The following is a 22,796-nucleotide window of genomic DNA, read 5'->3' as shown; positions in this document are numbered from 1 at the left end:
GAAACTTAACCAGCCATGCGGTTGGCTTCAAAGTAGCTGGCAAGGTAATGCTCCAACACACCTGCAGCTTCCTTCGGCAGATGCAATCCCAGCTTGGAACGCCGCCACAAAATGTCTTCCGCAGTCACAGCCCACTCCTGCTCAATCAGCCAATTGACCTCACAGCCATAAAGGTCACCACCGATATGTGCGCCCAGCTCAGCAGTGGTTTTCGCATACCCGAGGATCTTCATGGCATCAGAGCCATAGGACCGCACTAGGCGATAGGCATGATCATGTTCAAGGAACGGATAAGCTGATTTCAAAGAGGCAACCTTCGCACCAAAGTCACCCGGCTCAAAGTCACCACCCGGCAAAACACTGTCTTTGGTCCAGCTGTTCTTCTTGGCAGCTTGAGGCAGATAATCCGCCAGCTTCTCCAACGCATGCTCTGCCAGACGACGATATGTGGTGATCTTGCCACCAAACACGCTCAGCAGCGGCGCCTTGCTCTCACCTTCGTCCATCTCAAGAACGTAGTCACGTGTCGCAGCACGGGCTTCGCTCGCACCATCATCATAAAGAGGACGCACACCGGAATAGGTTCGCACAACCATGTCCGGGGTCACTTCTTTAGAGAAGTACTCACTCACCGCGCTGCACAGATACGCAACTTCATCGTCAGAGCACGCAACACCAGATGGATCACCCTGATAGTCGACGTCAGTAGTCCCAATCAGCGTGAAGTCATCTTCATACGGGATTGCAAAGACGATACGGCCATCTGCATTCTGGAAAATGAAGCTGCGATCATGACCAAACATCTTCGGCACGATAATGTGGCTGCCCTTCACAAGACGCACATTCGCCTGACTGTTCAGGCCAATTGCACCTTTCAGAACGTTGGATACCCAAGGCCCAGCCGCATTCACCAGTGCTTTCGCATGAATGAGCTCAGTCTTGCCACTTTCACTATCGCGAATTTCAACGTCCCAGCCAGTCCCATTGCGAGAGGCCCGCACAACCTCAGTGTTACGGCGGATCTCGGCACCGCGCGCAGCAGCATCACGCGCATTCAAAACAACCAGACGCGCATCATTCACCCAGCAATCGGAATATTCGAAACCGCGCGTGAAAAGAGACTTCAGGCCATCATTGAACGGAGCGCTGTCGAGCGGCACAGTCTTTGTTGCCGGCAACAGTTTACGACCACCCAGATGGTCATACATGAACAGGCCAAGGCGTAGGAACCAGGCCGGACGCAGGCCCTTGTGGTGCGGAAGAATAAAGCGAAGTGGCCAGATGATATGCGGTGCCATGTTCAAAAGAACTTCGCGTTCCTTCAAAGCTTCACGAACAAGACGGAACTCATAATATTCCAGATACCGCAATCCGCCATGGATCAGTTTTGTAGAGGCCGAAGAGGTCGCGCTTGCAAAATCAGTCTTTTCCGCCAGAAAAACTGAAAGTCCTCGTCCGGCAGCATCACGAGCAATGCCGCAGCCGTTGATCCCGCCCCCTATGACAAATAGATCATAGCTCTTACTCATGGTCTTGCTCATGACTGGCCCCTCAATGTCACGGTTCTCGCCAGTGAATCCGTGAAAGCACGCATATTCATTACGCCGAACCTATTCGAATATTTTCGAAAGTCAACGAAACCTATTATCATATATATGTATTAAAACGAAACTCCCACAAGCAAGAGAAAAAAACGCTTGTTTGGCTTATTTCTCTCGTCAATTTGTTTAACATTGGGCAACAGCAAAAAGGCGCGTTCGTAATCAAAACGAACGCGCCTTTTTCATATGAAACCGAAACTGCCTTGTTTCGGTATCTGATTCAGTTCAGGTCACATCAGCTCTGGCCATCCTCTTCCGAGGTATTGTCCCCTTCGTTGCCTGCAGCCTTGGAGCCACGACCTTTGGCCGGCGCAGCTTTCTGCTCAACCTGAGGCACATCCTCCGGCTTGCTGTCCCCTGCCACATGGTAGGTCACTTGCGGGAATGGAATATCAATACCACGCTCATCAAACACGACCTTCAGATACTCATTGTACGCTCGCCCGATTGCCCACTGGCTGCCCGGCAAGGTCTTGATACGCGCCCGAATATTGATGGCAGAGTCACCAAACGCAGTCACGCCATGCATTTCCAGCTCACCAAGGATCGCAACATTGTGCGGCGTTTCTTCCAACCGGCGGAAAGCTTCCTGCATGGCTTCTTTGGCCACTTCAATATCAGTGTCATACCCAACGCCCATAACCGAAACCGCATAGGCAAAGTCGCGGGTAGAGTTAGACACACTCGTCACAGAAGAAAACGGAATGATGTGTGACGTGCCATTGAGATCACGCAGCCTGACACTGCGAATGCTCAAACGTTCAACGGTCCCGGAAATCCCGCCAACTTCAACGAAGTCCCCCTCGTTCATGGCATTCTCTAGCTGAATGAAGGCACCTGTAATCACGTCCTGCACCAGTTTTTGCGAACCGAATGAAACCGCCAGACCGACAACCCCAGCACCAGCAATTAACGGAGCAATCTGAATACCAAGTTCAGACAGTGCCAGAAGTGTAAACATCACGATCATCAGGATAGAAAGCGCATTGCTGAACAGCTGAAATAGCGTCTTGGTACGACTGGAGACAGTCTTCCCTTCCCTCTCCAGAATGCGCAAGTCAATCCAGGACATAATCGTCAGCCAAAGAGCAAAGCCGATAAGGATAACAATCACCGCAGACATCATAGAGTTTGCAAAGGTGATCCCATCTCCCGTCCAGATCCATTGCCAGAAGTTGCCAACGCCCCAGACTTCCAGAACACCAACAACCACGCACAAACCAACAATAACCCGCAGTACCATGCAAACAGTCGGCAAGAAGGAATTCAGCCTGTCCTCAAACGTCGGTAGCACATGGTCCAGCGCATCATGAAGGTCGATCCCTTTGCGGATCACCCGCGTCAGCAACATCATGATGCCGAGCCCGATGAAGATGACAAGCAGGGACATCGCGCTGGTTCGGGCAATATAATTGATTGCATCAAGCGGCGTCCGCAGCCACGCAACCATGATCGCGAAGACATAAAGCAGCGCCAGCAAATGCCAAACGAAGCCCAGTCCCTTAAAGAGCTGAACGGAGAAATTGGCTCCGGTGAAGCTCTCGGCATACCTGCTGATTGCATCCCTGACCCGCAAGCGGGAGCGAAGAATGATCGTCACTAGATAGACAAGGCAGATCAACACAACAGTGACACGCACACTGCCCGCTAGCTGTGCAGAGAAGTTCACCCCAACCATAGGCACAGCCAAACGAACACCAAACCCAAGGATGCCGACAATCAGGATCAGATGTCGGGCCCAAAAAACAGCCTCCGGATCTGAGAATGGCAACAGACGGAAGGAAGGCCTGTGCGGTGCAAACACAAACCGGATCACAACACGCGACATTTCAATCAGGAAGAACGCATTGATGGCAAACAGCTCAACATTGTTGATGCTCTGCACCGCTGGATCCGTCGAAAAGATGTAGGCCGATAAATAGCCGACACCAGACGCAATACCCACAAAGGCAGCATCAAACACAGACGTGACCGCCAACAATCCAACACGGAAGAACAGGGAATGATGATTAGGCCCCTTCTCATGCCGGCGCATGTAAGCCGTTGATGCCTTATGCAAAATAATCAGGACGAGATACGCAGGCAACAGCACGCGGATGATACTGAAAATCCCATCCCACAATCGCGAATGGTCCACGTTGGACTGGCCATCCAGCAAGTCCTCATAACCAGACAATCCTGAAATGATGAGCGTGCCAAAATCGTAAAAGCTTGAAACTCCATCCTGCACATAAGTCCCGATCTGCGCGGCAATCGTTGCCTTCGCAGCCGGGTTGGAAGATGCACCCGAACCAGAGGCCCCGTTCGCCTGCTGCTCCTGCAGAATTTTGATAAGAGCCTCACGCCCTTTCGGGTCTTCAAGCACCTTTATCAGGGCTTGTTTGGCCTGCTGCACATCAGCCCCACCCTCAGCAGCGGAAGAAGAGGTTTGAGCCTGCGCAGTACTGGCAAAACTGAGAAAGGCCGCAGCGAATGCCGCAATAAGAAACCGGAAAAACATGGATCACCCAGAATGAAAACGAGCAAAATTCAAGCGAACATTACTGCTTTACACCATAAACGAGAAGATCCAGTGAAGACAAACCGACAAAATAACCCTGCGCAATCAGAGTTTTTGACAGATGAAAGCATGCAGAGGCTATCTGGCAACCCGCCCAACCATAAATGCAGCAACTGCCGTTGAAAGCGTCGCGGCTGCATAAAACCACAGCCCCGGCAAAACCTGAGCGCTGGCAAGGCCGCTTGTCTTGGCTGCAAAAATCACCAAGGCCACCAGCATCACATCCATCATGGACCACTTCCCAAGATAGCTGAGCGCCCGCAGCCACTTGCTGGTTGACCGATGCAATGCGGAAATACCAAGGACGAGAATTTTCAGAGCAGGTAGAAAGACAGAAAACAAAAACACAAGCCCGGCGATTGAAACCTCACCTTCGTCATAGAGCCCGCCAATCACCTGCAACAGGCTCGGCGTATCCTCCAGAAAATAGAGACGCTCCATACTCAACAACGGCAATGTCAGACCCAGACCAAACGAAAACGCGGCAATTGGGATTAAAAATCCAAGTAAAACAGGCATTAAGGCTCCTGAAGCGTCTTTCCGAAAATTGGACACTGCTCTGATCCCAGCACGAGACCCTGACGCGACAGCCTATAAATAAACATTGGTGAAATGAAAGCAACCACGAGGTATCGCACCGCGAACAGGCGCAGTGCGATCAATAAAGGATAATGAAGAGGTTAAGACCAGTTCGGGTTATCAGAGCATCAGGCCATTCTAGCAAAGAACAAGAGACACTCCTAACCTCAAGGAGAATTAGCGACGTGCCATCCGCCCCGCAATGTCGTCCATTCCGTCTTGCTCAATCGCATCCATGGCAGCACGCTGACGTATCTGGTCGCGCTCATCCATCAACTCGATCTTTTTCAATTCGGAAACAGCATCAGTCAGCTCATCCTGTGCTTTCTCAAGCTGAGACTTCAACTCTTCAGTCGAGTGCTTCAGGTTATCTCGGCGCTGTGCTGCCGCGCGAGCGAAAGTCGGATACGCAAAATGGCTGACATCATCAATGCCAACACGCTTCTGCTCCTGAACAATCTGGTTCTCCAGATCTTCAGCCATTCGATCAAAATCACTCAACATCGTTTCAATCTGAGTCACCTGACGGCGCTTCTCATCAACATTGAACTTCTTAAGCTTCAAAAGGCCTTCACGATTCTTCATACGCAATACTCCCTTTACCGGAGAGTGAGCTTACGCCTGAGTCATTTCCAAAAGATGAGCAAGCTGGAAATATCCCTCTTCAATTGTAGTTTTTTCCCCCTTCATTTGCCCCAAATACGCTTCCAGAGCGTCATTTTTGGCAATTGCCTCATCAACAAGGGGGTCTGCACCTTCTTTATAGGCACCCAGACGGATCAGTTCTTCCATATCCGCATAAGCAGACATCAGCTGCTTGGCACGCCGGAGAATCGGTAAGGCTTCTTCAGGCACACAACGCGGCATGGTTCGACTGACAGATTTTAGCACGTTAATAGCCGGGTAGCGACCACGCTCTGCAATCCCGCGCTCCATAACAATGTGCCCATCCAGAATACCGCGCACAGCATCGGCCACAGGCTCATTGTGATTGTCGCCCTCTACCAGCACAGTAAAGAGTGCTGTCACAGAGCCTTTACCAACAGCACCTGGCCCGGCCCGCTCCAGCAATTTCGGCAGTTCAGTAAAGACGGTTGGCGTATACCCTTTAGATGTCGGCGGCTCACCAACAGAAAGACCAATCTCACGCTGCGCCATGGCAAAACGGGTAACCGAGTCCATCATACAAAGAACGTTCTTACCCTCATCACGGAAATATTCAGAGAGAGTAAGAGTGAGATAAGCCGCTTCCCGGCGCATCAAAACGCTTTCATCCGAGGTCGCGACAACAACAACAGATTTCGCCAGCCCCTCCTCGCCCAGATCATCCTCGATGAATTCCTGAACCTCACGTCCACGTTCACCAATAAGACCAATGACAGACACTTCTGTTTCCGCATTCCGCGCCAGCATGGACATAAGGACCGATTTACCCACACCAGACCCGGCAAAAATACCGAGGCGTTGCCCCTGACAACACGTTACAAAACTATTAAGGGATCTGACACCCAGGTCGATCGGGCTCCCAACACGGGCTCGTTCTGCAGCCGGAGGTGGTGAATCACGCAATTTTCTCGGGATCGAACCGAATGGAAGAGGTCCTTTTCCATCAATCGGCTCGCCTAAAGCGTTAACAACACGCCCCAGCCAGGCACTCGATGGATGAACAATACTCTCGCGTGAAATCAGCTTCGCCTTGCTACCATGACGCACACCATCGAGCTCGCCAAATGGCATACAAAGCGCTCTTCCGTCTCGAAATCCGACGACTTCAGCTTGAATTGACGCTGCGTTCTCCCCTATTTCTATTAGTAGACGCGCACCGACGCTCATGGCGTAAACAGGCCCTGCAACTTCAATCAGAAGTCCCTTAACTGCTTCTACTCTCCCATAAATTTCGGTTGGGAGGCATGATTCGATTTCTGCAAAAAGCGAGTCCAAAACAGATTCCCTATTAATCATTTTCGTCGTTGGTAACCGATCGTTTACGCTTCTGCTTAATGTTATTGGGGAGACTTTGAATGGCGTATAGCCCTTTCAAGGAAACGAAGCGTCTAAACATGGCTTTCAGTAGCACTTGATTCGATTGAAAGCCAACCGGTCTCAAATTGATGAACAGGAAAGGTTACACCCTTGAATTCTAGGTTGTACCCAGAGAACTGTTCTACGTGAGAGTAAAACGCTTGCGGTAGCGATTCGAGTTCTGTTAACCATAAACTCATTCAATTGAGTCGGGTTTATAGTATTCCTTCGCAACGGTTTGTGTTTTTGGGCCGGCGCGACTGCCCAGGAAAGGCAACACGAGGGGATTAACATGCGTGTATTGTTGATCGAGGACGATAGTGCTACTGCACAAAGCATTGAACTGATGCTCAAATCCGAGAACTTTAATGTCTACACGACAGATCTCGGCGAAGAAGGCATCGACCTCGGCAAACTGTATGATTATGATATTATCATGCTGGATCTGAACCTGCCGGACATGTCCGGTTATGAGGTACTGCGCACACTGCGAGTATCCAAGGTAAAGACACCTATTCTTATTCTGTCCGGTTTGGCTGGCATTGAAGACAAGGTCCGTGGCCTTGGGTTCGGTGCTGACGATTATATGACGAAGCCATTCCACAAGGACGAGCTGATTGCACGTATTCATGCAATTGTGCGTCGTTCTAAAGGTCATGCCCAGTCTGTTATTGTTACCGGCGACCTCACTGTTAACCTCGACACCAAAACTGTCGAAGTTGGTGGTCAGCGCGTACATCTGACTGGTAAAGAATATCAGATGCTAGAGCTTCTTTCCCTCCGTAAGGGCACAACCCTCACCAAGGAAATGTTCCTCAACCACCTCTACGGTGGCATGGACGAACCAGAGCTCAAAATTATCGATGTGTTTATTTGTAAGCTGCGCAAGAAGCTCGCTTCAGCAACAGCTGGCAAAAACTACATCGAAACAGTATGGGGCCGCGGATACGTTCTGCGCGAACCAGAAGAGAAAGCAGCTTAATAAGCACCACCACGCTTTATCAGCTGACTTTCAAAGAGTTTCAGTAGAACCCCCCTTACAACCCTGATTGTAAGGGGGTTTTTTATATGTGCTCCCCTTCGCATTATGCATCGGCAACACCTCCAATGTTTCAAGGAACAAGCCAGATGCAGCCATATGACGAAGGATTCTATGACAACCAGCAGGATGGCTCGCTCGCATCAGCCAAAGAAGTCCTTCCCATCATTTTTCAACATCTGTCACCTGAGAGCGTGATAGATTTTGGATGCGGTACTGGCAGCTGGCTTCTGACAGCAACACAACTTGGCGCAAAAGAAATCCTCGGGCTCGACGGTGCATGGGTGCCTCAACCGTCCCTTCGCATTCCGGCAGAGGATTTTGAGCAGGTTGATCTGGAAAAGCCGGAAAGCATTCAAACCGGGAGGCACTTCGACTTGGCCATGAGTCTTGAAGTGCTCGAACATCTATCAAGTTCTGCAGCCCATACAATCTTGGAAAAAATGACTGAAAGCGCCGATAATATCTTGCTCTCAGTTGCAGTCCCAGAACAAGGCGGTACCCACCATATCAACGAGCAACGGCAAAGTTATTGGGCAAAACTTATGGAAGAGAAAGGGTTCTTCCCGATAGATATTGTCAGACCTGCGATATGGAACAATCCTAATGTTAGCGTCTGGTATAAGCAGAACATCCTGCTGTATTCCAAAACAAATCAAACAGCCGCACAGCCAATTTCCCCGTTCCCGCTAGATATCATCCACCCCGATCTTTACGAGAATACCGTCGCAGACCTAAGAGGCCGCGTAACAAAACTCAGATCAAAGCAAATCAAAAACAGGATCCGCAAGGTACTCGGCATAAAACCGAAACTCCCGCATTAACCCGAAAGAAGACATACTTCTGATTCTGATATAACCATCTGAATTCAAAAGAACTTCATCCTCAAAGTCGCCAAAGCTTGCACTTTCATGAAAGTAAGCGGAAGGTCGGTTCATCAAGCTTGATGACTTCCGAAACACACGAGGATACGAAGATGCAATCTCTTGCAGACCTGAGATCTATCGGGACCATCACAGCAGCCAACGGACGGTTCCAACTCAATATCCACCCAGAGTACACGCCAGCCCTCCTGCACCTGTCAGATTTCAGCCACGCACTCATCCTGTGGTGGGCAGATCAGGCAGTAACAGAGCAAGACCGGAGCACTCTGCAGTTCCCAGCTCCATATGCCAAAGCAAATAATGAGATCGGCACGTTTGCCTCAAGGTCCCCTGCCCGTCCGAACCCAATCGGCCTCTCATTGGTTTCACTTCTGAACGTGGATGAGCAAAGTGGTCTCATCACCATCCCTTACATTGACGCAGAACCCGGGACACCGCTGTTGGACATAAAGCCCTACTTCCCTGCTTCAGACAAAGTCGAACAAAGCAACGGACCAGACTGGTGCAAACACTGGCCTCAATCCTATGAAGCTTCAGCCGACTTCAACTGGACAGCTGAGTTCACATAGCAAAGCCAACCGTTAGCCTCTGCACTCAGTACAGAGGCTAACAGGTAAAACACCTTCAATAACGCCTAAGTGTATTGCCCATCATGGGTCTTTGTTGCCATGGTGCGGCCATGAGGCTTTTTATTCTTACATCTATTGTCATGGTCGCATTTGCCGCCAACTCAGTTCTGAACCGTCTTGCTCTGGCAGACGGAGAGATTGGGCCATCTGCATTTGCCAGCATTCGCGTTACTGCTGGCGCACTCATGCTTCTGGCACTCATCTTCTTTCGGGGCGGCAATAAACCCTCACTCTCAAAGCCCAACGTCACAGCAGTCCTTGCGCTGTGTGCCTACATTCTTGGCTTCTCGCACGCTTACATCTCCCTTGATGCTGGCTTCGGTGCGCTTTTGCTCTTCGGAGCCGTGCAAATCACCATGTTCATCGGTGCATTCATTCAGCGCGAAAACCTCACACTCCAAAAATGGATCGGCGCAGCGCTCGCCTTTTCCGGCCTCATTTACCTTCTCTCTCCTTCAAACACAGGCATAGACCCGCTTAGAGCAGGATTGATGACAATTGCCGCCATCGGCTGGGGGATTTATTCCATCATCGGTAGAGGCGCAGCAAACCCGCTCAAAGACACAGGAATGAACTTTCTCTACGGTGTGCCAATCATCTCATTGGCGCTACTTCTGTTTCCGGACACAACCACAATCACAGCTTCAGGCGTTCTCCTCGCCATCATCTCCGGTGCCATAACCTCCGGACTTGGCTATGCTCTCTGGTACGCAATCATTCCGCAGTTACAAACAAGCACCGCAGCAGTTGCTCAGCTCACCGTACCAATCATCGCAACAGCCGGTGGAATTGTATTCCTGGCAGAGGTCATTGATAGCCGCTTCATCATCGCGACCACATTGGTGCTCTGCGGTGTTGGGATTTCCGCCTATCGGAGAAAACCCAACACACCCTGACAGTTACTCAGGCCTGTTCTGCTCATCCTCATGGCCAAGCTGCAGCTGATAAGTTGCGGGTACAAATCGGAAGCCCTCTCCCACAGCTTCAACAAAGCCCATGGCAGGGAACGGCATGTGGTAGCCAATAAACGGAATGCGTTCTTCCGCAATCATCCCGAAGATACGCCGACGCGTTTCCGCTGCACGCGCTTTGTCGATGTCAAACACCACACGCCAATCAGGATAGGCCAGTGACCATACAAAGTGGTTGGCTGTATCAGCTGTGAGCATCAGCTTGCGTCCGTTAGCTTCAACCATATACGCCATATGCCCGGGTGTGTGGCCATAAGCCTCAACGGCGGAGATACCTGGAACGACTTCTCTGCCCGGATCGATAAAGTCGAACTTGTCTTTGAGCGGCAGAACATTTTCAGCAAAAACGCGAGCGCTTCCATTTGCGGCTGGACCAAGCTTTTCCCAGTAGTTGAACTCAATCGGGCTCGTTACATATCTCGCATTCGCAAAAGTCGGAATGCCGTTTTGCATCAGTCCGCCCGTATGGTCCGCATGCATGTGCGTGAGCACCACCACATCAATGTCACCGGGCCGTATGCCTGCCGTTGCCAGCGCCTTCAGCAAATTCCCACTTTGCGGCTGAGCAAGAACACCCCGTCCAGTATCAAACAAAACGAGTGCATCACCTGTATTCACCAGAACCGGTGTGAAGAAACCTCGGAACTTGTTGGAGGAGATAAAGTGATCATGGCTCGCTTTTTCAAACACCTCACTCGTCTGCTCCATACCAAACGTGTCTTGCGGGTGCTCAGCAACAAAGGTGCCATCGAGTAAAGCGTAGACCTTGAACTCACCAAGCTGAAATTCAGTTGCAGGCGCACGCTGATCGGAACTTTCAATCGGAGTTTCTGCGGCAGCTTCCAAACTCCGCATCCCTGTTGCAAGCAATCCACCTGCACCCAGAGCAAGGGCACCTCGCCGGCTCAATTTCAAGAAATCACGAGAACTCATCACTCACACTCCATTAGCCTGACACACCACAAACAAAGGTGGTCAACAGTCACAAACTATCGGGAAACTCTAAGTATCGTTTGGAGAAATTTACTCGCATTGAACTTGAATTGCGACTGACGACAACCAGTCAAATAGTAAATTTTCGTTCAAAAAAATGAGAGAGTCAGCTCGTATTTCCGAAGAGCAGCTGCGGTTTGCGAATAAGAATACGCATAAAATAAAGAGTGAGAGCTTAGTGCGTGAAGACATATGAACACACCAAGTTCAATAAAAAAGGCCAGCAAAGCTGCTGGCCTGTTTCATTCTATATCCCTAAAACCGGGAACCAGTTGCTAAGGCCTGAATGGTAGGCCGCGTTTTGGAAGGTGTGGTCGAGGGCTTTGCTGTAGAGCGTGAGAAGCTGGAGGAACCAGCCGGACGGCTTGCAGCCTGCTTCTTGCGGTATACACCACGCAGATTTGGATAGGGCTCAAAGCCATCCGTCAAACCAACCACAGTTTCCGCAGCACCAAGCACGAGGAAACCGTCATCCGGTAACTGCCGATAGATGCGGTTAAGCACATCAATCTTCGTCTGTTGATCAAAGTAGATCAGCACATTACGGCAGAAGACCACGTCAAACTCGCCGAGATGGCTGAAGTTTTCCAGCAGGTTCAGCTTACGCCACTGCACCATAGCCCGGATTTCCGGAGCCATCTGCCACAGCTCACCCTGCTGCGAGAAGTACTTCAACAGCATCTGAATAGGCAGACCACGCTGAACCTCGAACTGGCTGTAGATACCAGTACGCGCCTTTTCCAGCACTTCGGTAGAAATGTCAGTTCCCAGAATTTCGAAACGGAATGTACCGATCTTGGCCTTGTCTTCTTTCAGATACATGCTGAGAGAATAAGGTTCCTGACCAGTAGACGCCGCCGCACACCAGATGCGCGCACTCCGGCGTGTTTTACGAGCCTCAAGCAAATGAGGAAGCATCACATTCCGGAAGTTCTCGAAAGGGCTCTTGTCACGGAAGAAGAATGACTCATTGGTCGTCATAGCTTCGACCACATCATTCTGCATAGACATGGAGCCCGGCTTGCTGATCGCAAGAATAAGCTCACTCAATCCATTCAGGCTGTGACGTCGAGCAACTGGCATCAGTCGGCTTTCGACCAGATACTGCTTTTCATCGGAAAGAACGAGGCCGCTACGGGATTTCAGAAATTTCTTCAAGAAATCATATTCAGAAGTCATCATCGCGCGGCTCCTTTTAAGATACGCTTGACATGTGCACCAATCTGATCGAGAGGCACGATACCGCTGCAGTTCCCAGTACGGGCAGCAGCACCTGGCATCCCCCAGACAACACTGGAGGCCTCATCCTGCGCGATGACGCTACCGCCTTTACCTGCAATGACATTGACGCCACTTGCGCCATCACTGCCCATACCGGTCAAAACGAGTGCCAAACACGCGGTACCGAAAACTTCGGCTGCACTTTCAAAAAGTGGATCCACAGATGGCTTACAGAAATTGACGGGAGCTCCGTCTTCGAGCAACGAAACCGCCTGCCCGTTCTGCTTGCCGATTTTCAAATGAATTCCGCCTGGAGCGACATAAACGTGCCCAGGTTTCAATACATCCATGTGCTCAGCTTCTTTTGAAGGAAGCTGAAGTTGTTTATGTAAATGCTCTGCCAGAATTGTCGTGAACGTACGCGGCATATGCTGCGTAATCACAACAGGCACCCTCAGCAAACCATCGCGTGCATCAGTCAGCACACGCTGGAGCGCTTGTGGCCCTCCGGTAGAGCTGCCAATCACAAGAGCACGCGGCACGACCGAAGAATACGATCTGAGCGTAATCTCCTGCTTTCCAGCAGCATTTAGCCCCATCCCGCGAGGACGTCGCAACGCCGCACGCGCTTCAGTTCTCTCAGCAAGGGCATCATTCTGTTTTTTGTGCGGATCATTGACGATCTCGGCACGCATTCTACGAGCAGGTTCTGCTGTCGTTCTGGTCCGCTTAACGCGCTTCCCACCGCGCCCAAGCAACCGCAGTTTTTCCAGCAATTCCCTCTGAAACTCAACCGCACCAGCTGTTTGGCCAGTCGTTTCAGGCTTGGCGACATAATCGGTGGCACCAAGAGAAAGAGCCTTCAAACTCACTTCAGCATTCCGTCGCGTCAGCGTAGAAGCCATCACAATGATAAGATCGCGTTTCTTCTCAAGAAGTTTCGGGAGAGCTGTCAGGCCATCCATCACGGGCATTTCAACATCGAGCACAACCACATCAGGGTTGCTGCGCTCAATATCTTTTACAGCCAATTCACCATTACGATGGGTTGCAGCAACTTCAAGATCTGGATCTGCTTCAATCCACCTGCTGAAAAGCCCACGAATAACAACGGAATCGTCTACGACCATGACCCGGATAGGTGCCATCTGACCAGATCTCTCTGACTTCGGCTCCTCAACTTTTGCATACATGCCCAGCCGGCCCATATCCATTACTTAGACCAATCCAACTTCCTGAAATTTCGCTGAAAGAATCTCCCGATCAAACGGTTTCATAATGTATTCGTTCGCACCGGCCCGGATAGCCTTGGTGATATGAGCAACGTCGTTCTCTGTCGTACAGAAAACAACAATTGGGTCTTCCCCGCCGTCTTCCTCACGAAGCTTGGCCAAAAACTCCAGCCCGTCCATGACAGGCATATTCCAGTCCAACAGAACCGCATCCGGCATTGACGCTTTACAAGCATCAAGTGCCTTCTGTCCGTCCTCGGCCTCGGTGATTTCAAATCCAATGTCCTCCAGAATGCGGCGGGCCACTTTGCGGATTACGCTGGAATCGTCAACAACCAGACACTTTTTCATTAAATCGGCTCTCTCGCTTCGAAGGTATGCTTTACGCAGCTTTAGGTTCAATCAGGGAGCTGAGCAGACGGTCCACGTCAAGAACCACCATCAATCGCCCGTCCAGACGATGAACCCCGCCGGAAATTTCGGCCCAACGGAAATCAAGGTTGGATGGGTTTGCTTCCATCTCGTTTCTTGGCAAGTTGAGTACCTCTCCTACAGCATCAATAACAAGGCCATAGGACTCCCCTTTGTACTCAATACCAACAGCCATCATGCCTTGGTCAGCATCATTTGGCTTGAGATGAAGCTTACGACGCATATTGATAGCAGTCACAATGCGCCCACGCAGGTTCAGCACCCCTTCCACTTCAGGCGGAGCCAAAGGAACCTGCGTTACTTTTTCAGGAACAAAAACATCATGCACCTGCGAAATCGGCAGACCGAACAACTGGCTGCCAATCACAACAGTCACATACTGGATGTGATCGGCACTGCCCTGACGGTTGTCATCACCGTCGACTGTGGTGAGCTTATGAGCGGTCATGCTGCAACCCCGAATTCATTGGTCAAAACATCTTTGAGCGCTGCCAACAGACCTGGACGGTCAAACTTGGCCACATAATCATCGAACCCGGCCTGACGGCCTTTTTCGATAGAAGCCGGTGTCACAACTGCGGAGAGCGCGATGATTGGCATATGACGGAAGCGGGTATCACGGCGCAGGCTCTCACAGAACTCATAGCCACTGATGTCCGGCATCTCGATATCGGTCACAATCGCAGCAAAGTCAGTGCCTTTTTCCATCAACTCGTAGCCACTTTGGGCACTGGAGCAAACGGTGACATCATAACCAGCAGCTTTCAGAACCGGCGTCAGCATGTTGCGGAAGAATGCACTGTCATCGAGGAAGAGAAGTTTTCTCACCTTCGTTGTCGTATCAACTTCTTTACGCATGAACCAGTCGTCAAAGGCCAATGGCAAGTAGTAACCGAGGTCGATAACTTCGGTAGCACGCTCACGAATGATCGCAGAACCAAGCACACCCTGACGCTCAGAAAGCACCTCAATCGTCATCCGGTCTTCAACAATGTCCACGATCTGATCAACAACCAGACCCATTGAACGACCATTGTCAGAGAACACCAACATAGGCTGAGTACCCTCAGACTTATGACGATCCCCTTCATTGACGTAGACCAGAGGCATCAGCGAACCGCGGTACTGTACCAGATCACGACCATTGGAATGTTCGATCTTGTTGACATCAAACTCTTCAAGGCGTGTCACCAGCGACAGCGGAACGGCTTTCGGCTCATCAGAACCAGCACGGAACAGCAGCAGCGAGATTGGCGCGTCAGCATCAATCACATGATCCTCAGCGTTTTCGTACTCATCTTCAGCTGTATCGGTCAGAGTACCGGAAGCATGGCTCGCCATCGCACTTGCAACGCCGTTCGGATCAATGATCATGATCACAGAACCGTCACCAAGAATGGTGTTACCGGAGAACATGTTGATGTTGCGGAGCATGGAAGACATAGGCTTCACAACAATCTCTTCGGTGTGGAACACACCATCAACAACAACGCCGAAGGACTGACTGCCAACCTGCATCACAACGATAAAGCCGTTGTCTTCATCAAGGTCAGCCTCTTCAGTCTGACCAAGCAGTTCCGACATATGCACCAATGGCAGCAGCTTACTGCGCAGGCGCAGAACAGGACGATCTTTAAGACGTTCGATGCGATGTTCAGAGTTAGACTGAACGCGAACCAGCTCAACAACAGACAGCTGAGGGATCGCATAACGGTCACCACCAGCTTCCACGATCAACGTGGATACAATAGCGAGTGTCAGCGGGATCTTGATGATGAAGCTGGAACCACGACCTGGTGTCGAGCGCAGATCGATCGAACCACCAATGAGCTCAACATTGTTCCGCACAACATCCATGCCAACGCCACGACCAGATACGCTGGTCACGTTGGTAGCGGTAGAGAAGCCAGCAGCAAAGATGAACTTGTAGATCTGATGATCTGCCATCTTTTCAAGTTCAGCTTCAGTGGTCACACCGTTCTTAAGCGCTTTTTCCTTGATCTTCTCAAGGTTCAGACCACGACCATCATCCTTCACTTCGATGATGATATGTCCGCCTTCGTGATAAGCAGAAAGGGTGATGTTACCCTTCTCAGGCTTACCAGCAGCCACACGATCTGCAGGCTCTTCCAGACCATGGTCGGCAGAGTTACGGATCATATGTGTCAGCGGATCCTTGATGAGCTCCAGAACCTGACGATCAAGTTCTGTTTCCGCACCAATCATCTCAAGACCGATAGGCTTATCGAGTTCCTGAGAAAGATCGCGAACAATACGTGGAAGCTTCTGCCATGCATTCCCGATTGGCTGCATGCGGGTCTTCATGACCCCTTCCTGCAACTCACCGGTAACGTTAGACAAACGCTGAAGTGGAACTTTAAATTCGCTGTCTTCATGACGACGCACGATTTCCAGAAGCTGGTTGCGTGTCAGCACCAGTTCAGAAACCATCGTCATCAAATGTTCCAAAGTCTCAACATTCACACGAATGGACTGGTTGGAAACACCTTGACCAGATGCCTTACCTTTTGCGCTTGGGTTCTTCGGCTTGGCAACTTCTTTCTGAGAAGTCTTCGCTTCCGCCACATCAGCACCAGCTGCTGCAACAGCATCGCTGTCTTCCTCAGTTTCTTCTTCAACTGCAGGCAGTTCAATCTCAACTTCAGCTTCCTGGAAAGCGCGTTCAAGATCATCAAGAGAAACTTCACCAGGACGCAGAGGCCGCTCCAGCACCTGATAGATGTCGGTGCCGACTTCTTCCTCAGCAGCTTTTTCTTCCGCCATCGCTGCCGCCATTTCGTCAGCCATGTCGTCATTGTCAGCGCTTAAGGAAAGGCGTTCCAGCTCATCAATCAGATCACGGTCCGTGCCATCAGGCTCAGCACCGTTAGCAGCCTCAAGATCCGCAAGAATATCTTTAATGCGATCAATAGAAGCGAGGACAAGCGTTACCGCTTCGTGTGTTACAGGAACACCGTCGCGGAACTTGCCCATCAGGGTTTCAGCAGCATGAGCAATCGCTTCCAGACGCGGCAGGCCCAAGAACCCACAGGTGCCTTTGATTGTATGCACTAACCTGAAAATGTTATTTAGAATGGTGGCGTTATTCGGCTCTTGCTCGAACTTCACCAACTCAACGTCTACAACATCCAGGCTTTCATTGGTCTCAGTGAGAAACTCTCTGAGAAGATCGTCCATGGCCCGCACCCACTCAATGCTTAGGGGAGCCTCAAAAACCGAGACTCCTAAATTTCACTAAGGTTGAGTGTTAAGCGAAACGGTTAACATAGGTTGAAAGATTGTAAGATTCATCCAACCTACAATAACTGGTTGTTTTTGACAGAGGATCAGACAGACTCTGAAACTTGAGTATTTGCCTTGCATATGACGGCATCACCGTCTTTCAGAAGCTCGATATTTAGACCCGCTTCACCTGCCAACAAAACCGCATAGATCGGTTGAACAGTGTGGGCATCAATGCGTTCTGGCTCCTGACCAGACAGAATCTCACTTACAACCTGAGGGATTCGCGCATTCGTCCCTTCAGCTTTAAGGAGAAAGTTCGGGGCGCCCTCATCCCCTTCCATACTGATGGTAATGGTACCACCCCGTGGAACACACTGATTCATGAGCAGCAGCAAGTTCAAAATCAGTTTGACCTGATTCTTAGGCAGAAGCAGGCGTGGCATGGTCCACTCCAGATTCGCCTTTTCATTGCTCATGTATCCAGTAGCAACTTCTTGCGCATCGCCCAGGTCGATTGAAGCACCAGCAGATCCGGCAGCACCAAAGGCAAGACGCGCAAACTGAAGTTTAGCAGAAGCCTGACGCGCTGACTTGCGGATGAGGTCCATCGCAAAGTCTGCCATGTCCTCATTGCCTTCTTCATCCAGCACTTCCAGACCGTTCGTGATCGCCCCGACTGGCGAAATGATGTCGTGGCACACACGGCTTGCGACGAGTGCGGCAAGATCAAGAGATGACAAATCTTTAAATACTGACATAACCGCTCCAGAACTTTGGCCAACGGGCCCTATGATTGATTCGAGATGTGGCGAAAAAGGTACATTCCTGCTGGTTTAATTCCAAGCTGGACATCATTGATATGGACCGCATTTTACATCGCGTGCACGACTTTGTGCCTTCGCGAGCAAACTCTCCGGTGCTGTCAGAAACAAAGCCCGGTGCTCACGGCTCTGAAACAGCAATAATCGCTGGTTATAAACAAGGTAGATTTTCGCCAATCCCTCAGCTCGGTAGCCTTGCGCAAGTGAGAGGGCATCGCATCCCTGAAATAATGGGGCATAGACCTCTGGAGCATGCCGAAATGCATCTCGGTTGCCCTCGTTGCTAAACGCCCAAACGCGTCCTCCCCAAGACAGCGTCAGGTCCTCACGCCCCTTTTCAGGAGTTTCCGAGACCTGATAGGTCACTGGATCACACATGGAGAGCGTGTAGGTGAACCGCTCCTGCGCAGCCGCAATAACTGAGGTGGCGCACAAAAAAACGATAGAACTCCATAGAATCTTGCCAGTTTGCGCAAATTTTCTGTAGAAAACCTCAGAAATCATGGGAATGTCCATCCAGAGTCCGAATCACCTGCATTAACTAAAGCAACAAGTTCGACAAGAGATACAAAATTCATGACTGCAGGCCAACGGGATGCACATCATTTACCCAGCTATACCGTGATTAACCACTAGGTAGATGTAAGGCACTATAACTTGTTGTACCTAAAAGTTGCACTATGCCCTTAACATTTGAATTGCTCTGAACAATCCAAATCCTCGGGTTTCTTAGAAGGAGACGTTGGCATGATGACGAGCCTGTTCGCCAATCTGCGCAACAAAGCTGCAATCGTCCTTTGCGCCAGTTTCGCACTGCTGGCGCTCAACACACATTCATATGCGCAAGCATCCGTTGATCAGTCGCGCTACCACGAGAAAGATATCGTCACTGCAGGAGGTGAGTTTTTCGGCTCCATCTCCACGGGCCTTGCAAAGGTTGTTGAACGTGCAGTTCAGCAGTACGGCGAGCCAAACGGATATATTCTGGGGCAAGAAGGCTCCGCTGCATTCTTCGCAGGCGCAGCTTATGGTGAAGGTACGCTGTACACTCGCAACGCTGGCAACCACCAAATCTTCTGGCAGGGTCCGTCCCTGGGCTTTGATGTTGGCGGCGACGGCGCCCGCGTTATGATGCTGGTCTACGATCTGCCAAGTGTAGATGCTATCTATCGCCGTTATGTTGGCGCAAAGGGGTCTGCATACCTCGTTGGCGGCTTCGGCATGCAGGTTTTGTCCAACAACGATATCTTCGTTGTGCCTGTTCGCGCAGGCGTTGGCGCCCGTCTTGGCCTCAACATGGGCTATTTGAAATTTACTAGGAAGCCAACATGGAATCCTTTCTGATATAACTAACCCTGCGTTAGTTATATTTTGGCAAGTTAGTGTGTGAGAGAATGCGTTTACGTCTGCAGCAGTCCCTCACACCCGTTCAACAGATCAGGCATAGTTTGTGATAGAAATTGCACTATACATTGCACTGGGTTTCTTCCTCGCGAGCATTCTAGCGCTCGCCGCCCTCCCCTTTATCTGGGGCCGTGCTGTACGCCTCACGCGGAAAGCGATTGAGACGTCTAACCCCATAAGCTATGCCCGTGCCACAATGGCAAAAGACGCGTTACGCGCTCAACATGCCATTGCGATCCGCCAAATGGAGGTTCGCCTCGAAGGGATGACGGGAAAGCTCGCAGAGAATGCATCTGCGCGCTCTGCCGCTGAAGCCGAACTCGCGGAACTCAAAGAAGAGCTCAGCGTTGTTCAGCTCAAGTCAGCCCGCGAACGGAAGAACATGGCCCAGAAAGCAACACGCTTCCTCCGCCGTCGAAATCCATCCGAACCAATCCCGTTCTCCGCTGATGATCGCATCACGACAGAACCGGAAGCAGAAGTTCAGGACGAAGCTCCAGCACAAACTGCAGATGCGGTCACCTCCGCCGAGATCATCGAACTCAGCAAACAGGCTGCAGCGGAAAAAACACGTGAGTTGGATGCTGAACTGAAAGAAGACACAGTTGCGACCAAACCGATAGGTCCGATCGATACTTCTGACCTTCAGGACATGGACAACCCTCTGGCAGAGCTGGCAACGCAGATTTCCCAGCAAGTTTCAGAAATGACCGCTGAATCTGAAACCAAGCATCAGCCAACGTCCCCGGCAGAAGCCGCCGAACTGGCTTCACGGTCTTTCACCAAACTGAAGAGCCGCTATGGTTCGCTGGAACGAGAGCGCGATAACTTGAAGCACGCGCTTCAACTCGAAAAAGCGGCGAACGAAAAAACTGCCAAGCGCAGCACCAGAAATCCGAACATTAAAACGCCCGAGCCTATGAAAAGCCTAGAAAACGATCTGGACGAAGCAAAGAAAACCATTGAGCAGCTGACAAAGCAGCTTGAGGAGAGAGCAAACAGTTCTTCAAAGATCGAAGAAGCAATCGATCTGCGCAATGAACTGAAAGATCTGGCTGCTCAGATTACAGCGAAGGCAATCTCTGAGAACCCTCCACTCTCCGAGAAGTATGACGAAGTCCTGAACGATCTCAGCACAATCGCAGCAGGCGCCCCAAAGGCGGAAGCACCAAAGCCGAAACCAACACGCGCCAAACGCGCTCCGGCAAAGCCACGCACCCGCAAGCCGGCTGCCACAAGTAAACCAGCCGCGTCTAAAAGCGCTCCGGCAGCAAAGGCCGACAATGCCGCCCCTACACCGCAACCCGATAAAAATCTGGCGGAGCGTATCGCAGACGCGAGAAAAACCGGCAGTTCAAGCGGTTAAGCCCAAACAACCAGTTCCAATGACAAAGGCGCCAGAAGGCGCCTTTTTTTGTTTCGATTTGCGTATACGAACACGCGCAAAATAAAAAGTGGAGCTTGATACGCGAATAAACATGAACGCGACACGCTCTAAAGGGCTCCGAACAGAAGTTAGGCCTCTGTCGTATTTCGAGAGCCATTGCCCGGCTCCTGCTGAGCCTTACCAGCCACTTCTACCAGCCGCACCTCATTGTCAGCCAGCAACTGCCGATAGTCCTGCGAAACCAGAGTATCTGTCACAAACGTATCCACTTGAGCAATATGGCCAATGCGAACTGGAGCCGATCGCTCAAACTTAGTCTGATCAGCCACCAGAATAACGTGCCGCGCATTCTCTATGATCGCCTGCGCCACGCGCACCTCACGATAATCATAGTCCAGCAACGCTCCGTCACGATCCAGAGCAGATACACCAATCACAGCATAATCAACCTTGAACTGACGAATAAAGTCCGCGGCAGCCTCACCCACAATGCCACCGTCAGTCGCGCGCACCAGCCCACCAGAAATGATGACTTCATTTTCTGAGAACGGGCGCAGCGTGCTCGCGACATTAAGATTATTGGTAATGATCATCAGACCACTGCGCTGGATCAGCGCCCGCGCAACCGCCTCTGTGGTCGTCCCGATGTTCACAAACAAAGAAGCACGATCCGGGATCAAATCCGCCGCCGCCTGCCCAATAATCTCTTTTTCTTTGCCTGCCAGATCTTTACGAGCAGAGTAGCCAAGATTTTCAACGCCAAATGCCAGAAGTGCGCCGCCATGCACACGGGTCAGCAATCCTTGGTCGCTCAACTCTTTCAGATCTTTACGTATTGTCTGAGGAGACACAGAAAACCGTGTGGCAAGTTCATCAACTTCCACCTTCCCGGTCTCTCGGGCAATATCAAGAATAGAGTTGTGGCGCGAAACCAGCATCATGAATCAAGTCCGATAATTTTTTTGTACATTGCCATCAGTCTATAATCTGCGATGTTTCACAGTACTATAGCCAAAAGCACAGAAGCATCCAGACGACTATTAGATGAGTTCAAAACAAAAGTCCTCTTGCCTCTGCTCCCCTACTCTTAGTACTAATACGTCACAAAAAGGGGACAAGCTGCAACTTTTTCCATCTTTGTCATGATACCGCCCAAAGAAGCCCGTTAAAGCTCACGCGGATCAATACACTGTCTTATCAAAGTTCAGCTAAAAAAGCGAAGAGGGACAAACCGTGACTCGCGTAATGGAACGGCCACACAGTGCCAATAGGTTTGCTGGCAAGAAACCAGCTGCACTGAAAAGCAAACTCCAGACTGCTGAGGCTCGCATCGAAGTTCTTGATGACATCGATGCCCTGAAAGAAATGAATGCTCAACTCAGCGAAAGCCTGGCAAAAACCGTCAGCAATGAACCTCAGACAGACGAAAAACTCTGGGCTGATGTTGACGGAGATAAAGAAGACCACCATCTGGGCGCAGGACTAAACGGCCGCTGGTTCTAAATCAGCCCCAGATCTGTCTGCTGCAAAACACCAACTCACCATCTCGAAGTGCTGCATCCCCCCATCTAGGGGAACACACACCATATCTTCTTCATTGCAAAATAGCGGTTTACATAGCTCAGACACAACGTATATGGCGTGAGGAAAACTCTGCTTGCAGATTTCTAGCTGATGTACTGGGAAGAAAAGGAGTGGTACGCCCAAGGGGAATCGAACCCCTGTTTCCGCCGTGAAAGGGCGGCGTCCTAACCGCTAGACGATGGGCGCTCACA

The 22,796-nt window shown here is 50.8% G+C and carries 21 protein-coding genes and 1 tRNA gene; 7 read left to right on the top strand and 15 right to left on the bottom strand.

What is annotated here, in order from left to right:
* Positions 1-5: 5 nt before the first annotated feature.
* From glpD to fliI, 5 genes are all read right to left on the bottom strand, one after another.
* The gene (gene glpD, locus BM231_RS13810) at positions 6-1,529 is read right to left on the bottom strand and encodes a glycerol-3-phosphate dehydrogenase (protein WP_093520279.1); all 1,524 of its coding nucleotides are present in this window, start codon (positions 1,527-1,529) and stop codon (positions 6-8) included.
* 307 nt (positions 1,530-1,836) lie between these two features.
* The gene (locus BM231_RS13805; RefSeq protein WP_093520195.1) at positions 1,837-4,101 is read right to left on the bottom strand and encodes a mechanosensitive ion channel domain-containing protein; all 2,265 of its coding nucleotides are present in this window, start codon (positions 4,099-4,101) and stop codon (positions 1,837-1,839) included.
* Between the two features lie 138 nt (positions 4,102-4,239).
* Entirely contained in the window at positions 4,240-4,680 is a 441-nt protein-coding gene (locus BM231_RS13800) for a paraquat-inducible protein A (protein ID WP_063312733.1), read from the bottom strand.
* Positions 4,681-4,917: 237 nt separating this feature from the next.
* A complete protein-coding gene (gene fliJ / locus BM231_RS13795) occupies positions 4,918-5,325 on the bottom strand; it encodes a flagellar export protein FliJ (RefSeq protein ID WP_093520193.1) in 408 nt (135 codons plus the stop codon).
* Between the two features lie 30 nt (positions 5,326-5,355).
* Positions 5,356-6,681 (bottom strand): flagellar protein export ATPase FliI, encoded by a 1,326-nt coding sequence (fliI, locus tag BM231_RS13790; protein ID WP_093520277.1) that lies wholly within the window; start codon positions 6,679-6,681, stop codon positions 5,356-5,358.
* Between the two features lie 373 nt (positions 6,682-7,054).
* Here fliI and ctrA point away from each other — a divergent pair, with 373 nt between their 5' ends.
* The 4 genes from ctrA (at position 7,055) to BM231_RS13770 (ending at position 10,210) form a co-directional block, all read left to right on the top strand.
* A complete protein-coding gene (gene ctrA, locus BM231_RS13785; protein ID WP_093186406.1) occupies positions 7,055-7,744 on the top strand; it encodes a response regulator transcription factor CtrA in 690 nt (229 codons plus the stop codon).
* Between the two features lie 146 nt (positions 7,745-7,890).
* Entirely contained in the window at positions 7,891-8,625 is a 735-nt protein-coding gene (locus BM231_RS13780; RefSeq protein ID WP_159437966.1) for a class I SAM-dependent methyltransferase, read from the top strand.
* A 152-nt stretch (positions 8,626-8,777) separates the two neighbouring features.
* Positions 8,778-9,254, top strand: coding sequence for an SAM-dependent methyltransferase (locus BM231_RS13775; protein ID WP_093520275.1), 477 nt, complete (start codon positions 8,778-8,780; stop codon positions 9,252-9,254).
* A gap of 110 nt (positions 9,255-9,364) precedes the next feature.
* Positions 9,365-10,210 carry a DMT family transporter gene (locus BM231_RS13770; RefSeq protein ID WP_093520273.1) on the top strand — a complete coding sequence of 282 codons (846 nt, stop codon included), beginning with the start codon at positions 9,365-9,367 and terminating at the stop codon, positions 10,208-10,210.
* 3 nt (positions 10,211-10,213) lie between these two features.
* Here BM231_RS13770 and BM231_RS13765 read toward each other — a convergent pair whose 3' ends face one another.
* From BM231_RS13765 to BM231_RS13730, 8 genes are all read right to left on the bottom strand, one after another.
* Positions 10,214-11,218 (bottom strand): MBL fold metallo-hydrolase, encoded by a 1,005-nt coding sequence (locus BM231_RS13765; protein WP_093520189.1) that lies wholly within the window; start codon positions 11,216-11,218, stop codon positions 10,214-10,216.
* Positions 11,219-11,533: 315 nt separating this feature from the next.
* Entirely contained in the window at positions 11,534-12,460 is a 927-nt protein-coding gene (locus tag BM231_RS13760; RefSeq protein WP_093520187.1) for a CheR family methyltransferase, read from the bottom strand.
* The gene (locus BM231_RS13755; protein ID WP_093520185.1) at positions 12,457-13,713 is read right to left on the bottom strand and encodes a protein-glutamate methylesterase/protein-glutamine glutaminase; all 1,257 of its coding nucleotides are present in this window, start codon (positions 13,711-13,713) and stop codon (positions 12,457-12,459) included. The genes BM231_RS13760 and BM231_RS13755 overlap by 4 nt, the downstream gene beginning before the upstream one ends.
* Positions 13,714-13,716: 3 nt before the next feature.
* On the bottom strand, positions 13,717-14,082 hold the full coding sequence (locus BM231_RS13750) for a response regulator (protein ID WP_057461955.1): 366 nt from the start codon (positions 14,080-14,082) through the stop codon (positions 13,717-13,719).
* A gap of 31 nt (positions 14,083-14,113) precedes the next feature.
* On the bottom strand, positions 14,114-14,611 hold the full coding sequence (locus tag BM231_RS13745; protein ID WP_057461956.1) for a chemotaxis protein CheW: 498 nt from the start codon (positions 14,609-14,611) through the stop codon (positions 14,114-14,116).
* The gene (locus BM231_RS13740; RefSeq protein WP_093520183.1) at positions 14,608-17,361 is read right to left on the bottom strand and encodes a hybrid sensor histidine kinase/response regulator; all 2,754 of its coding nucleotides are present in this window, start codon (positions 17,359-17,361) and stop codon (positions 14,608-14,610) included. Before BM231_RS13740 ends, BM231_RS13745 begins: the two co-directional genes overlap by 4 nt.
* Positions 17,362-17,510: 149 nt before the next feature.
* The gene (chpT, locus tag BM231_RS13735; RefSeq protein ID WP_057461958.1) at positions 17,511-18,167 is read right to left on the bottom strand and encodes a histidine phosphotransferase ChpT; all 657 of its coding nucleotides are present in this window, start codon (positions 18,165-18,167) and stop codon (positions 17,511-17,513) included.
* Positions 18,168-18,260: 93 nt separating this feature from the next.
* Positions 18,261-18,734: a hypothetical protein gene (locus tag BM231_RS13730; protein ID WP_208860350.1), complete on the bottom strand. Its 474-nt coding sequence runs from the start codon at positions 18,732-18,734 to the stop codon at positions 18,261-18,263.
* Between the two features lie 246 nt (positions 18,735-18,980).
* On the opposite strand from BM231_RS13730, the gene BM231_RS13725 reads away from it, so the two are divergent.
* Entirely contained in the window at positions 18,981-19,574 is a 594-nt protein-coding gene (locus BM231_RS13725) for a DUF1134 domain-containing protein (protein ID WP_063312784.1), read from the top strand.
* Between the two features lie 106 nt (positions 19,575-19,680).
* The gene (locus tag BM231_RS13720; RefSeq protein ID WP_093520178.1) at positions 19,681-21,000 is read left to right on the top strand and encodes a hypothetical protein; all 1,320 of its coding nucleotides are present in this window, start codon (positions 19,681-19,683) and stop codon (positions 20,998-21,000) included.
* Between the two features lie 149 nt (positions 21,001-21,149).
* On the opposite strand, the gene BM231_RS13715 is transcribed toward BM231_RS13720, so the two are convergent.
* Positions 21,150-21,962, bottom strand: coding sequence for a DeoR/GlpR family DNA-binding transcription regulator (locus tag BM231_RS13715; RefSeq protein ID WP_063312741.1), 813 nt, complete (start codon positions 21,960-21,962; stop codon positions 21,150-21,152).
* A 292-nt stretch (positions 21,963-22,254) separates the two neighbouring features.
* Between BM231_RS13715 and BM231_RS13710 the strand changes: the two genes are divergently transcribed.
* A complete protein-coding gene (locus BM231_RS13710; RefSeq protein WP_208860349.1) occupies positions 22,255-22,524 on the top strand; it encodes a hypothetical protein in 270 nt (89 codons plus the stop codon).
* A gap of 192 nt (positions 22,525-22,716) precedes the next feature.
* Here BM231_RS13710 and BM231_RS13705 read toward each other — a convergent pair.
* A tRNA-Glu gene (locus BM231_RS13705) sits at positions 22,717-22,791 on the bottom strand.
* Positions 22,792-22,796 lie beyond the last annotated feature (5 nt).

It is taken from the genome of Pseudovibrio ascidiaceicola (genome assembly GCF_900114245.1).
Lineage (GTDB): Bacteria > Pseudomonadota > Alphaproteobacteria > Rhizobiales > Stappiaceae > Pseudovibrio > Pseudovibrio ascidiaceicola.
Note: the sequence above shows the minus strand (reverse complement) of the source record. Positions and strands in the feature narration are given on the sequence as shown.

Coding starts and splice junctions, on each gene's coding strand:
- glpD (WP_093520279.1), bottom strand. CDS start 1,529: ATGAGTAAGAGCTATGATCTATTTGTCATAGGGGGCGGGATCAACGGC.
- BM231_RS13805 (WP_093520195.1), bottom strand. CDS start 4,101: ATGTTTTTCCGGTTTCTTATTGCGGCATTCGCTGCGGCCTTTCTCAGT.
- BM231_RS13800 (WP_063312733.1), bottom strand. CDS start 4,680: ATGCCTGTTTTACTTGGATTTTTAATCCCAATTGCCGCGTTTTCGTTT.
- fliJ (WP_093520193.1), bottom strand. CDS start 5,325: ATGAAGAATCGTGAAGGCCTTTTGAAGCTTAAGAAGTTCAATGTTGAT.
- ctrA (WP_093186406.1), top strand. CDS start 7,055: ATGCGTGTATTGTTGATCGAGGACGATAGTGCTACTGCACAAAGCATT.
- BM231_RS13780 (WP_159437966.1), top strand. CDS start 7,891: ATGCAGCCATATGACGAAGGATTCTATGACAACCAGCAGGATGGCTCG.
- BM231_RS13775 (WP_093520275.1), top strand. CDS start 8,778: ATGCAATCTCTTGCAGACCTGAGATCTATCGGGACCATCACAGCAGCC.
- BM231_RS13770 (WP_093520273.1), top strand. CDS start 9,365: ATGAGGCTTTTTATTCTTACATCTATTGTCATGGTCGCATTTGCCGCC.
- BM231_RS13765 (WP_093520189.1), bottom strand. CDS start 11,218: ATGAGTTCTCGTGATTTCTTGAAATTGAGCCGGCGAGGTGCCCTTGCT.
- BM231_RS13760 (WP_093520187.1), bottom strand. CDS start 12,460: ATGATGACTTCTGAATATGATTTCTTGAAGAAATTTCTGAAATCCCGT.
- BM231_RS13755 (WP_093520185.1), bottom strand. CDS start 13,713: ATGGATATGGGCCGGCTGGGCATGTATGCAAAAGTTGAGGAGCCGAAG.
- BM231_RS13750 (WP_057461955.1), bottom strand. CDS start 14,082: ATGAAAAAGTGTCTGGTTGTTGACGATTCCAGCGTAATCCGCAAAGTG.
- BM231_RS13745 (WP_057461956.1), bottom strand. CDS start 14,611: ATGACCGCTCATAAGCTCACCACAGTCGACGGTGATGACAACCGTCAG.
- BM231_RS13740 (WP_093520183.1), bottom strand. CDS start 17,361: ATGGACGATCTTCTCAGAGAGTTTCTCACTGAGACCAATGAAAGCCTG.
- chpT (WP_057461958.1), bottom strand. CDS start 18,167: ATGTCAGTATTTAAAGATTTGTCATCTCTTGATCTTGCCGCACTCGTC.
- BM231_RS13730 (WP_208860350.1), bottom strand. CDS start 18,734: ATGATTTCTGAGGTTTTCTACAGAAAATTTGCGCAAACTGGCAAGATT.
- BM231_RS13725 (WP_063312784.1), top strand. CDS start 18,981: ATGACGAGCCTGTTCGCCAATCTGCGCAACAAAGCTGCAATCGTCCTT.
- BM231_RS13715 (WP_063312741.1), bottom strand. CDS start 21,962: ATGATGCTGGTTTCGCGCCACAACTCTATTCTTGATATTGCCCGAGAG.